This window comes from Bacillus sp. FSL R5-0434 (genome assembly GCF_038004745.1).
Classification (GTDB): Bacteria; Bacillota; Bacilli; order Bacillales; family Bacillaceae; genus Bacillus; species Bacillus halotolerans.
The window spans coordinates 1,572,406-1,585,416 of the sequence record NZ_JBBORV010000001.1; the positions used below are offsets into that span (position 1 = coordinate 1,572,406).

At 43.3% G+C, this 13,011-nt stretch carries 12 protein-coding genes; all 12 read left to right on the top strand.

What is annotated here, in order from left to right; all coding sequences use genetic code 11:
- The first annotated feature begins 73 nt into the window (after positions 1–73).
- The 12 genes from NYE43_RS08220 to ftsZ all read left to right on the top strand — a co-directional run bounded on the left by NYE43_RS08220 (position 74) and on the right by ftsZ (position 12,724).
- On the top strand, positions 74–1,558 hold the full coding sequence (locus tag NYE43_RS08220) for a UDP-N-acetylmuramoyl-L-alanyl-D-glutamate--2,6-diaminopimelate ligase (protein ID WP_024121312.1): 1,485 nt from the start codon (positions 74–76) through the stop codon (positions 1,556–1,558).
- A 111-nt stretch (positions 1,559–1,669) separates the two neighbouring features.
- Positions 1,670–2,644, top strand: a complete 975-nt coding sequence (mraY, locus tag NYE43_RS08225; RefSeq protein WP_185847985.1) for a phospho-N-acetylmuramoyl-pentapeptide-transferase — start codon at positions 1,670–1,672, stop codon at positions 2,642–2,644.
- On the top strand, positions 2,645–4,000 hold the full coding sequence (gene murD, locus NYE43_RS08230) for a UDP-N-acetylmuramoyl-L-alanine--D-glutamate ligase (protein WP_024121315.1): 1,356 nt from the start codon (positions 2,645–2,647) through the stop codon (positions 3,998–4,000).
- Positions 4,001–4,059: 59 nt separating this feature from the next.
- A complete protein-coding gene (gene spoVE / locus NYE43_RS08235) occupies positions 4,060–5,160 on the top strand; it encodes a stage V sporulation protein E (protein WP_003221421.1) in 1,101 nt (366 codons plus the stop codon).
- A gap of 123 nt (positions 5,161–5,283) precedes the next feature.
- The gene (murG, locus tag NYE43_RS08240) at positions 5,284–6,375 is read left to right on the top strand and encodes an undecaprenyldiphospho-muramoylpentapeptide beta-N-acetylglucosaminyltransferase (protein ID WP_024121316.1); all 1,092 of its coding nucleotides are present in this window, start codon (positions 5,284–5,286) and stop codon (positions 6,373–6,375) included.
- Between the two features lie 31 nt (positions 6,376–6,406).
- A complete protein-coding gene (gene murB, locus NYE43_RS08245) occupies positions 6,407–7,318 on the top strand; it encodes a UDP-N-acetylmuramate dehydrogenase (RefSeq protein ID WP_185847984.1) in 912 nt (303 codons plus the stop codon).
- Between the two features lie 129 nt (positions 7,319–7,447).
- Entirely contained in the window at positions 7,448–8,239 is a 792-nt protein-coding gene (locus NYE43_RS08250) for a cell division protein FtsQ/DivIB (RefSeq protein ID WP_024121318.1), read from the top strand.
- On the top strand, positions 8,236–8,931 hold the full coding sequence (locus tag NYE43_RS08255) for a DUF881 domain-containing protein (RefSeq protein ID WP_059292825.1): 696 nt from the start codon (positions 8,236–8,238) through the stop codon (positions 8,929–8,931). The genes NYE43_RS08250 and NYE43_RS08255 overlap by 4 nt, the downstream gene beginning before the upstream one ends.
- A 21-nt stretch (positions 8,932–8,952) precedes the next feature.
- Positions 8,953–9,660, top strand: coding sequence for a DUF881 domain-containing protein (locus NYE43_RS08260; RefSeq protein ID WP_095713794.1), 708 nt, complete (start codon positions 8,953–8,955; stop codon positions 9,658–9,660).
- Between the two features lie 17 nt (positions 9,661–9,677).
- The gene (locus tag NYE43_RS08265; protein ID WP_010334164.1) at positions 9,678–10,043 is read left to right on the top strand and encodes a small basic family protein; all 366 of its coding nucleotides are present in this window, start codon (positions 9,678–9,680) and stop codon (positions 10,041–10,043) included.
- 174 nt (positions 10,044–10,217) lie between these two features.
- Positions 10,218–11,540 carry a cell division protein FtsA gene (gene ftsA, locus NYE43_RS08270; protein WP_024121323.1) on the top strand — a complete coding sequence of 441 codons (1,323 nt, stop codon included), beginning with the start codon at positions 10,218–10,220 and terminating at the stop codon, positions 11,538–11,540.
- Positions 11,541–11,575: 35 nt separating this feature from the next.
- The gene (ftsZ, locus tag NYE43_RS08275) at positions 11,576–12,724 is read left to right on the top strand and encodes a cell division protein FtsZ (protein WP_024121324.1); all 1,149 of its coding nucleotides are present in this window, start codon (positions 11,576–11,578) and stop codon (positions 12,722–12,724) included.
- The last annotated feature ends 287 nt before the right edge of the window (positions 12,725–13,011 follow it).

A 13,011-nucleotide genomic window follows, 5' to 3' on the forward strand; every position in this document is an offset into this window, starting at 1 on the left:
AAGTCATTATCACATCATTTGATGTGACTTCAATGATAAAAAGAACGAATAGAATGTTGAGAGGTTTGATACGATGAAACTTACAAAGCTGCTTACATACTTAACAACCGAACCTTCTGTAAATGACTCACAAGACCCTGAAATAACTTCAATTGAGATGGACTCCAGGGAAGTAAAGAAAGGGAGTCTTTTTGTATGTGTAAAAGGGTATACGGTAGATGGCCATGATTTTGCGCAAAAAGCAGTTGAAAACGGCGCAGCGGCTATTGTGGCTGAAAAGGAGCTCGATGTGGATGTGCCTGTCATCATTGTCCGGCAGTCACTGCGGGCGCTCAGCGTTTTGTCTGATGCGTTTTACGGACAGCCGACAAAGAAACTGCAGCTGATCGGAATAACGGGCACAAACGGAAAAACATCAACGACCCATATGGTTGATGAGATTCTCAAAAAAGCGGGGAAACGAACAGGCTTAATCGGCACGATGTACATTAAAATCGATGACGAAACACTTCCTGTTAAAAACACGACACCGGAAAGCGTCACGTTGCAGCAAACATTTAAAAAAATGAATGACAAGCATGTCGACACGGCCATCATGGAGGTTTCTTCTCACGCTTTGTCACTGGGACGGGTTCACGGCTGTGATTATGACATTGCCGTGTTTACGAACTTAACACAGGATCACCTTGACTATCACAAAACGATGGATGAGTACCGACAGGCAAAAAGCCTGCTGTTTTCTCAGCTTGGCGGGGCATTCAACCATGAAAATCCAAAACGGGCTGTTTTAAACGCGGATGATGAGGCAAGCGCTTATTTTGAAAAGGTGACTGCAGCACATATTTCTACATATGGAATTAAAAACAATGCTGATGTAATGGCGAAAGATATCAAAACTACTGCACAGGGCACAAGTTTTGAACTGGTGACGAACAAAGGCACTAAGCACATCACGATGTCTCTCGTTGGACAGTTTAACGTGTATAACGTGCTCGCGGCTGTTACGACATGTATTGCGGCAGGCATTCCGTTTGAAACCATTACAGAAGCTGTGGAAGAATTGCATGGCGTAAGAGGCCGTTTTGAACTGGTTAATCAGCAGCAGGAGTTTCCGGTTATTGTTGATTACGCGCATACGCCGGACAGCCTTGAAAACGTGCTGAAGACATGCAGAGACATGGCGGAAGGAAAGCTTTTTGTTGTTGTCGGCTGCGGCGGAGACAGAGATAAGACGAAACGCCCGAAAATGGCGAAAATCGCTGTTGAGCTGGCTGACGAACCGATTTTCACTTCAGATAATCCAAGAAGCGAAGATCCGCGTGCCATTTTAAGAGATATGGAAGCAGGGGTAGAGAACGAATACTACCACAGCATTGCAAATCGCGAGCAGGCGATCTTCTTTGCCATTGCCAACGCCAAAAAAGGCGACGTTGTCCTCATTGCCGGGAAAGGCCATGAAACCTATCAGCAGATTGGGAACGAAACCTTTGACTTTGACGATGCCGAAGTGGCGGCAAGAGCGATTGTCGAACTGAATAAAAATAAGACGAATTCATAGGAAAGAGATGTTATTGAATGATGGAGCTTGAAAAGATTTTTCATATGGAAAAAAATCATGAATATGATAACTACGTATGTCGTTTGAAAGAAACAGGAGGAGAAAAGGACAATGCTTGAGCAAGTCATTCTGTTTACAATTTTAATGGGTTTTTTAATCAGTGTTCTGCTCTCTCCGATTCTTATTCCGTTTTTAAGAAGATTAAAATTCGGCCAGAGTATTAGAGAAGAGGGACCGAAATCACACCAGAAAAAATCAGGGACACCGACAATGGGCGGAGTCATGATCATACTGTCTATCATTGTGACAACTATTGTGATGACACAGAAGTTTTCAGAAATAAGTCCGGAAATGTTCCTGCTGCTGTTTGTCACGATCGGTTACGGTTTACTCGGCTTTTTGGATGATTACATCAAAGTCGTAATGAAACGAAATCTTGGTCTGACGTCAAAGCAAAAACTGATCGGACAAATTATCATCGCAATTGTGTTTTATGCGGTGTATCATTACTACAATTTTGCGACGGATATCCGCATTCCTGGGACTGATCTGTCAATTGATCTTGGATGGGCTTACTTTATCCTTGTGCTATTTATGCTTGTCGGCGGATCAAACGCCGTCAACCTGACTGACGGTCTTGACGGTTTATTATCAGGGACGGCAGCTATTGCTTTTGGCGCCTTTGCCATCCTGGCTTGGAATCAATCCCAATATGATGTTGCTATTTTCTCAGTCGCGGTTGTCGGAGCGGTGCTGGGCTTCCTGGTATTCAATGCGCATCCAGCCAAAGTGTTTATGGGAGATACAGGATCACTTGCATTGGGAGGAGCAATCGTCACCATTGCCATTTTAACGAAATTAGAAATCCTGCTGGTCATTATCGGCGGTGTATTCGTCATTGAGACATTATCCGTTATTCTGCAGGTCATCAGCTTTAAAACGACAGGTAAACGAATCTTTAAAATGAGTCCGCTTCACCACCATTATGAGCTTGTCGGGTGGTCTGAATGGAGAGTTGTTGTAACATTTTGGGCTGCGGGACTTTTGCTTGCCGTATTAGGAATTTACATCGAGGTGTGGTTATAAGTGGAAAACGATCTATTTTTGCAAAATCAGCATTTTTTAGTCCTTGGGCTCGCGAAAAGCGGGTTTGCGGCGGCGTCTATTCTTCATGAAAAAGGTGTTTATGTTACAGTCAACGACCAAAAGCCTTTTGATGAGAACGAACCAGCCCAGAAACTTTCTGAAAAAGGGGTCGAAGTTGTCTGCGGAGAGCACCCTGTTTCTCTGTTTGATCAGCATCAGATTACTGTACTGATCAAAAACCCGGGAATTCCATATGAAAATATTATGGTTCAGGAAGCAGAAAAAAGAGGCATCCCGATTTGGACAGAAATTGAGCTTGCCTACCATCTGACTAATGCCAAATTTATCGGGATTACCGGATCGAACGGAAAAACGACAACGACAACGCTGATTTATGAAATGCTGAAGGCAGACTCTCAAAAGGCGCTGATCGCCGGAAACATCGGTACAGTCGCAAGTGAGGTTGCCTATCACGCTGATGGAGATGAATGGATCGTAACGGAACTTTCGTCATTTCAGCTGATGGGAACGCACGACTTCAGGCCTGAAATCAGCCTGATTTTAAACGTGTTTGATGCCCATCTGGATTATCATCATACGAGAGAAAACTATGAAAAAGCGAAACAGAAAGTGTATCTGCATCAGAAAGCTTCAGATAAAGCAATTGTCAATCAGGATGATGAAACAGTCGTGCGCCTGGCTGAAGCCGGAGAAGCCGGAATTGTTCCTTTTTCAGTACACAAACAGCTTGAACACGGCGCTTATGTAAAAGACGGCATGATTATGTACAGCGGCGAAGCTATTCTTCCTCTGGAAGAGGTTGTGCTGCCAGGTGCGCATAATCTGGAGAACATTTTAGCCGCGATTGCGGCAGTGAAAACGGCTGGAGCGTCCAACGAGGCCATCAAAAAAGTGCTGACAAGCTTTACCGGCGTCAAGCACCGTCTCCAGTATGTCACAACGGTGAAGAACCGTAAGTTTTATAATGACAGCAAAGCAACAAACGTTTTGGCGACAAGCAAGGCGCTTTCGGCTTTTGAAAAACCTGTCATTCTGCTTGCAGGCGGACTGGATCGCGGAAACGGCTTTGATGACTTAAAGCCTTACATGAAGCATGTCAAAGCGGTGCTTACATTCGGACAGACAGCACCGAAACTTGAACAGCTCGGAAATGAGCTGGGAATACAACATGTCAAACGTGTCGATAATGTTGAACAAGCAGTATCTGCGGCGTTTGCGCTCTCAAATGAAGGAGATGTCATTCTGCTTTCACCTGCGTGTGCGAGTTGGGATCAATTCAAAACATTTGAAGAACGCGGTGACATGTTTATAGACGCCGTGCATATGCTTAAGTAAGGGCTTGTCTTGGAGAAATCGGCAGCCCTAATGACTTTAAGCTTGGGGTGTCGATTGATTTGACTACTAAAAAAACATCGCCTGATTTGTTATTGGTCATCATTACGTTATTATTATTAACAATTGGATTAATTATGGTGTACAGTGCGAGTGCGGTATGGGCGGATTATAAATTTGACGACTCATTCTTTTTCGCGAAACGGCAGCTGCTGTTTGCGGGCATCGGAGTTATTGCCATGTTCTTTATTATGAATGTTGATTATTGGACATGGCGGACATGGTCTAAATTGCTGATGGTTATCTGTTTTTTCTTGCTGGTGCTTGTTTTAATACCAGGCGTAGGCATGGTGCGGAACGGCTCAAGAAGCTGGATCGGAGTCGGTGCATTCAGCATACAGCCTTCAGAGTTTATGAAGCTTGCGATGATAGCATTCCTTGCTAAATTTCTCTCTGAAAAGCAAAAAAACATTACATCATTCAGACGTGGATTTGTCCCGGCGCTCGGCATCGTGTTTTCCGCATTTTTGATTATTATGTGCCAGCCTGACCTCGGAACAGGAACGGTAATGGTCGGTACTTGTATTGTCATGATTTTTGTAGCCGGTGCGCGAATCGCCCATTTCGTCTTTCTCGGGCTGATCGGCCTGAGCGGATTTGTCGGGCTGGTACTGTCGGCTCCATACCGGATTAAACGGATTACCTCTTACTTAAATCCGTGGGAAGATCCGCTTGGCAGCGGCTTTCAAATCATTCAATCGCTTTATGCGGTAGGGCCTGGCGGATTGTTCGGAATGGGGCTTGGCCAAAGCAGACAGAAATTCTTTTATCTGCCCGAACCGCAAACGGACTTTATTTTCGCCATCTTGTCAGAGGAGCTTGGGTTTATCGGCGGGTCGCTTATTTTGCTTCTGTTCAGCGTGCTGCTGTGGAGAGGAATCAGGATCGCGCTCGGTGCACCAGATCTATATGGCAGCTTTGTCGCTGTGGGGATTATTTCAATGATCGCAATCCAAGTTATGATCAATATCGGCGTTGTGACGGGCCTTATTCCGGTAACTGGCATCACGCTGCCGTTTCTGAGCTACGGAGGTTCATCGTTGACCCTGATGCTGATGGCTGTCGGCGTGCTGCTGAACGTGAGCCGGTACTCGAGGTATTAATGAATTTTATTAGTAAAGCGATCCTATGAAACAGGAAGCTGGGAAACAATTGAAGCGATAACCCTGTCCATAAAAACAGGGTTATCGTTATGTTATAGAGAAACTGAGACTGGGGGAAGAGTTATGCGAATTGCAATAAGCGGAGGCGGCACAGGGGGACACATTTATCCTGCGCTTGCCTTTATCAAAGAGGTGCAGCGCCGCCATCCTGATACGGAATTTTTATATATCGGAACAGAAAACGGATTAGAGAAAAAAATTGTAGAACGGGAAAATATACCGTTTCGTTCCATTGAAATTACAGGTTTTAAAAGAAAGCTTTCATTTGAAAACGTAAAAACGGTGATGCGTTTTCTAAAGGGCGTTAAAAAAAGCAAATCGTATTTAGCGGAATTTAAGCCGGATGCCGTGATTGGAACGGGCGGTTATGTGTGCGGGCCGGTTGTATACGCTGCTGCAAAAATGGGGATTCCGAGTATCGTTCATGAACAAAACAGCCTGCCGGGCATCACCAATAAGTTTCTTTCAAAATATGTTAATAAAGTAGCAATATGTTTTGAGGAAGCAAAATCACATTTTCCAAGTGAGAAAGTTGTATTTACGGGAAACCCGAGAGCCTCTGAGGTCGTCTCAATAAAGACGGGCCGCTCAATGGCTGAATTCGGACTCTCTGAAGAGAAAAAAACCGTATTAATCTTCGGCGGAAGCAGAGGCGCCGCACCGATTAACCAAGCGGTCATTGATATGCAGGATGCGCTGAAATCAAGAGCGTATCAAGTACTGTATATTACGGGCGAGGTTCACTATGAGAAAGTAATGACTGAGCTGAAAAACAAGGGTGCAGCTGACAATATGGTCACAAAACCGTTTCTCCATCAGATGCCAGAATATTTAAAGGCAATTGATGTGATTGTAGCAAGAGCGGGTGCGACGACCATTGCGGAAATTACGGCACTAGGAATCCCAAGTGTGCTGATTCCAAGTCCGTACGTAACGGCGAATCACCAGGAGGTCAATGCGCGATCTCTCGGTCAGCATGATGCTGCGATTGTGTTGAAAGAAACAGAACTCAGCGGGGAAAAGCTGATTGAAGCGCTTGACCGGATTGTGCTCGATGAACAAACATTAAAGGATATGAGCGAACGGACAAAGTCACTCGGTGTTCCTGATGCGGCTGCCCGTTTATACAGCGTACTCGAAGATTTGAAAAAATAATAGAAAAGCAAATGGAATGCGGAGGTTTACGATGGAGAAAGTGATACAAGAATTAAAAGAACGCGAAGTCGGCAAGGTGCTTGCAAATGAACCGCTCGCAAATCATACAACAATGAAAATCGGCGGTCCTGCGGATGTATTGGTCATTCCAAGCAGTGTAGATGCTGTCAAGAACATCATGGATGTTGTGAAAAAATATGAAGTAAAGTGGACAGTCATCGGCCGCGGGTCAAACCTTCTTGTATTAGATGAAGGAATCAGAGGCGTGGTCATCAAGCTGGGCGCGGGTCTTGACCACTTGGAGCTTGACGGGGAACAAGTCACTGTCGGTGGCGGTTATTCAGTCGTGCGTCTTGCTACATCGTTGAGCAAAAAAGGCTTGTCGGGATTAGAATTCGCTGCCGGAATTCCGGGATCCGTTGGAGGGGCTGTCTATATGAATGCAGGCGCTCACGGGTCTGATATGAGTAAGATCCTTGTCAAAGCGCATATTTTATTTGAAGACGGCACGATCGAGTGGCTGACAAATGAGGAGATGGAATTCACCTACAGAACGTCCGTATTGCAAAAGAAACGTCCTGGTGTTTGTCTTGAAGCCGTTCTGCAGCTTGAACAAAAGGATAAAGAATCAATCGTTCAGCAAATGCAAAGCAATAAAGACTACAGAAAGAATACACAGCCGTATTCAAGCCCTTGTGCAGGAAGCATATTCAGAAACCCGCTTCCGAACCATGCCGGCAATCTAGTGGAAAAAGCAGGCTTAAAAGGATATCAAATCGGCGGTGCGAAAATATCGGAAATGCACGGGAACTTTATCGTCAATGCGGGCGGAGCATCAGCAAAAGATGTGCTTGATCTGATCGACCATGTGAAAAAGATGATCCGTGAAAAATACGAGATTGAGATGCACACAGAGGTTGAAATCATCGGTGAAAATCGCTGATTCAAGTTCTGAACTGAAGCTGTTCATATGATATACTGTAAGCAAACGACAAACGGCATCATAGTATGCCGTTTGTTTTGGAATAGGCAGACTTTTAAGGCTGTTTCATTTGAATGAGGTGAACAGGCAATGAATCCGGGGCATGACCGAGAAAAAATCGTAAATATTGAAGAACGGATCCCTAAAATTAAAGAGCAGAGAAAACAGAAGGCAAACCGCCGGCTTATTTCATTTATTATGCTCTTTTTTATGATGGTGCTGATCATCGTGTATCTGCAGACACCGATCAGTAAAATTTCATCAATCTCTGTTACCGGCAATGAGAATGTTTCCAAAAAGGAAATTATTGATCTTTCCGATATCAAAAGCGGAGATACTGAATTTTGGAGTCTGGATAAGAAAAAAACAGCAAAAAAGATTCAGCAAAATAAATTAGTAAAAAAAGCAGAAATCAGCAAATCCCTTCCTAATAAAATCAACATTGCGATCGAAGAATATAAAGCGATTGCTTATTTAGAAAAAGACAATGTGTATTATGAAGTCCTTGAAAACGGTTCAGTTTTGCCAGACGAAGTAACGCCGGATGATGCGGGACCAATTTTGGTGAATTGGACAGACGCTAAAAAACGTGTTCAGATGGCCAAGCAGCTCGATGCTTTGTCAAATTCTATAAAACAATCGATTTCAGAAGTGTATTATACTCCTGTCAAAATGGATCAAAACCGGATTAAATTATATATGAACGACGGGTATGTCGTCACTGCATCCATCAAAACCTTTGCAGACCGAATGAAAACGTATCCTTCTATTATTTCACAGCTCAGCGGCAGTAAAAAAGGGATTATTCATTTAGAAGTTGCAACCTATTTTGAGGAGTTTGGAAAAAGCGATTCGTCTGCCAAAAAGGAAGATGAAAATTGAGGGGCAAATCAGCCGTCCTTCTTTCTTTGATTATGCTTATCGCCGGCTTTTTAATTTCTTTTTCTTTTCAGACGACAAGAGAAAACCACAAAAGCATGACAGAGACGGAAGAATGGAAAAAAGAATATGCCCTGCGGGATGAACTGCTGAAACAAGAGAAAGAAAACAAGGACCTTGAAAAAGAACTGTATCAAAAGCAGAACAAAGTCCGTCAGACTGAAAATAAGCTGAAGAACGAAAAAACAGAATACTATAACGTCCTGGAAGATGTAGAAAAGTACAGAATGTATATTGGGGAAGTCGGTGTACAAGGAGAGGGCGTTCAAGTGACTTTGGAAGATGCTTCTTACATACCGGAAGGAGAGAACGTGAACAGCTACATCGTTCACGAAAGCCATCTCTTTCAAGTCATAAATGAACTGTATATATCTGGTGCGGCAGCCGTCTCCGTCAACGGCCAGCGGCTGACCCATGATTCCTACATCAAGTGCAACGGGCCGGTCGTAACGGTAGACGGGGTGCAGCACCCCGCCCCGTTTGTCGTTTCTGCCATCGGAGATCCTGATGTCCTGCTTCCTTCGTTAAATATAGCAGGAGGCCTGATCGATCAGCTTTCTATGGATCATATTTCTGTTACTGCAGAAAAAAAGAAAAATGTACAAATGGAACCCATTCTGAAAACGAAGGAATGACTGGAAAAGCGGGTGAAGTGATTGAAAATAAAGCGTTCCTTCATTAGCATCAGCGTGCTTATGGTTATATTCGGCCTTATGATATCTGTTCAATTTAATTCTTTAAAGCATCCACAAGTCCGAGATACAAGAGATATGTGGGATATAAGAGAAGAGCTTACATCAGAGCAGAAGAAGCAGGAAGAGCTGCTGGCTGAAATTAAAAAGTATGATAAATTGCTGAATACCTATACACAAAACAAAGAATTGACAAAAGAAACAGCGCTCAATAATACATTACAAACCTTAAAAAAAACAGCCGGCATGACCGATATAACAGGTAGCGGAATTGTCATCACCCTTTCTCCGCTTTTTTCTGAAAGCGTAACTGGAGAGGCGATCAAAAATCCACCGCCGGATTTACTAAAGAAGCTGATCAATGAACTCAACTCCTATGGTGCTGAGCATATCTCAATAAATGAGCGAAGAGTTGTGAATTCTTCAGTGATACGGGACATAAACGGCACAACAAAAATAGACGGATACAGCCTTGATGATTATCCTTTAACAGTAAAAGTGCTTGCTGAAGATCCGGACAAGCTGTACAGCAGGGTAAAGGGGTCCGATTTAGAGGATATCTTTGCTTCTGAAAATGTAGCGTTAAAAGCAGGTAAATCTGACAGCAGCCTGACTTTAAAAGCTTATGACAGAGCAGTGGACGTACAACAGCTAAAACCGCTGAAAGACTAAAAGGGAGGAGAATTGTCATGTGGCTGCCCGTGCTTGGACTCGTGCTCGGAATAACGATCGGATTGATGACAAACTTAACGATACCGAGTGAATACTCAAATTATTTATCACTTGCGGTGCTTGCTGCACTTGATACTCTAATCGGCGGAATCAGGGCGCATTTACAAGGTACATATGATGAAATGGTATTTGTTTCCGGTTTCTTTTTTAATATTATATTGGCAATAAGTTTAGCTTTTCTGGGAGTCCATCTTGGTGTAGACTTGTATTTAGCAGGTATATTCGCATTTGGAGTCAGGTTATTTCAGAATATAGCCGTTATAAGAAGAAATCTACTAACAAAGTGGACTCTTTCTAAAAAAAATAAAAAAAATGTGATATAAAAGAGGATATACATAGGATATAACGAATATTTTCAATAAACATAAAATGTGAAAAGCACATAAGGAATATTCCGTTGTTATTTTTTGTTACACACTTGTAAAGCCACATTCATTGTATTGTTGTTCCGCAAATAATAGAATAGAAATGATCGAAATGTGAGGAGGTGCCATAGAATGAACAACAATGAACTTTACGTCAGTCTTGACATCGGTACGTCCAATACAAAAGTGATCGTCGGAGAAATGACAGATGATTCCCTAAATATTATCGGTGTGGGAAATGTACCGTCTGAAGGGTTGAAAAAAGGCTCAATCGTTGATATAGATGAGACCGTTCATTCTATAAGAAAAGCGTTTGACCAAGCTGAAAGAATGGTAGGTTTTCCGCTTAGAAAAGCTATTGTCGGCGTTAATGGAAATTATATCAATATTCAAGATACAAACGGTGTTGTAGCAGTTTCCAGTGAAAATAAAGAAATTCAAGTAGAAGATGTCCGCCGCGTCATGGAAGCGGCTCAGGTTGTTTCAATACCGCATGAACAGCTGATAGTCGACGTCATTCCTAAACAATTTATCGTAGATGGAAGAGATGAAATTACCGACCCGAAAAAAATGCTAGGTGTGCGTTTAGAAGTAGAGGGCACACTGATCACCGGTTCAAAAACAATATTACATAACTTGCTTCGCTGCGTTGAAAGAGCCGGTGTTGAAATAACTGATATTTGTCTACAGCCGCTGGCAGCCGGTTCTGCTGCTTTGTCAAAGGATGAGAAAAATCTCGGTGTGGCTCTCATTGATATAGGCGGAGGGTCAACCACCATTGCCGTGTTCCAGAACGGACACCTGACTTCTACCCGTGTCATTCCTCTCGGAGGCGAAAATATCACCAAAGATATCTCCATCGGATTGAGAACGTCCACAGAAGAAGCGGAACGTGTGAAAAAACAATTTGGACATGCCTACTATAACGAGGCTTCAGAAGATGAAGTATTTGAGGTAACCGTTATAGGCACCAATCAAAAACAAACATTTACACAGCAGGAAGCAGCGAATATCATTGAAGCAAGAGTCGAAGAAATTCTTGAGATTGCTTCAGAAGAACTTCGCAATATGGGAATTAGCGATCTGCCGGGAGGCTTCGTGCTGACAGGGGGGCAAGCAGCAATGCCTGGTATCATGTCACTAGCGCAGGATGTGCTGCAAAACAATGTCAGAGTGGCGAGCCCGAATTATATCGGTGTAAGAGATCCTCAGTATATGACGGCAGTTGGCATGATTCAATTCGCCTGCCGGAATGCAAGAATTCAAGGCAGAAAAATTGGCTTCAAGATGCCTGAAGAAGCGATACAGGAAATCGCCGTCTCATCAGCAGAGGAACAAGAGCAGCATCATCACCAAAATGAGATGCAGCAACGGCCAAAAGGAAAACAAAAAACACAAGCCGAACATAACAAACAGAGCAAAATGAAAAAACTATTAAGCATGTTTTGGGAATAGATAGATAGTCATTCGGCAGATTAGGAGGATTTAGCATGTTGGAGTTCGAAACAAACATAGACGGCTTAGCATCAATTAAAGTAATCGGAGTAGGAGGCGGCGGTAACAACGCGGTCAACCGAATGATTGAGAATGAAGTGCAAGGAGTAGAGTACATCGCGGTAAATACGGACGCTCAAGCTCTTAACCTGTCAAAAGCGGAAGTGAAAATGCAAATCGGCGCAAAGCTGACTAGAGGATTGGGAGCAGGTGCGAATCCGGAAGTCGGGAAAAAAGCCGCAGAGGAAAGCAAGGAGCAGATTGAAGAAGCGCTAAAAGGCGCTGACATGGTATTCGTAACAGCTGGTATGGGAGGCGGAACAGGAACAGGTGCCGCACCGGTTATTGCGCAAATCGCAAAAGATTTAGGAGCATTAACAGTCGGAGTCGTTACAAGACCGTTTACGTTCGAAGGTCGCAAAAGACAGCTGCAGGCGGCGGGCGGAATTTCTGCAATGAAAGAAGCGGTGGACACGCTGATTGTGATCCCGAACGACCGTATTCTTGAAATTGTTGATAAAAACACGCCGATGCTTGAAGCATTCCGTGAAGCTGATAACGTACTCCGTCAGGGGGTTCAAGGTATTTCTGACCTGATCGCTACTCCTGGTCTCATTAACCTAGACTTTGCTGATGTGAAAACGATCATGTCAAACAAAGGATCTGCTTTAATGGGTATTGGTATTGCGACTGGAGAAAACCGTGCTGCAGAAGCTGCGAAAAAAGCCATTTCCAGTCCGCTTCTTGAAGCAGCAATTGACGGCGCGCAAGGCGTCTTAATGAACATTACTGGCGGAACAAATCTAAGCCTTTATGAAGTTCAGGAAGCAGCAGACATTGTCGCTTCTGCATCTGATCAGGATGTAAACATGATTTTCGGTTCTGTTATTAACGAAAATCTTAAAGACGAGATTGTGGTTACTGTGATTGCCACTGGTTTTATCGAACAGGAGAAAGATGTTACGAAACCCCAGCGTCCATCATTAAACCAGAACATCAAATCACATAATCAGAGTGCTCCAAAACGTGAGCCGAAACGAGAGGAACCACAGCATCAAAACACAGTCAGCCGTCAAACCTCACAGCCGGCTGACGATACGCTAGATATTCCGACATTCTTAAGAAACCGCAATAAACGCGGCTAATTGAAAGGACAAAATCGTTTTCGATTTTGTCCTTTTTTTATTTTTTCCTCAACCATTTCCATTCATCCCTTATGCCTTTTGCACTATGTCTTCCTACACATAACAACAAATCAACCTATTATACCTACTGATATTTCATGACCATATTATCATTTTCATTTATATGGAAATAAGATGACAGAAAACGACAATATCTGTAATTGAGATTGTCTACAGTTAACGTACAGCGAAGCTTTGACAAACAAATTGAATGTTAAAGGAGGGACGACATTTTTTTACAAAGTGGT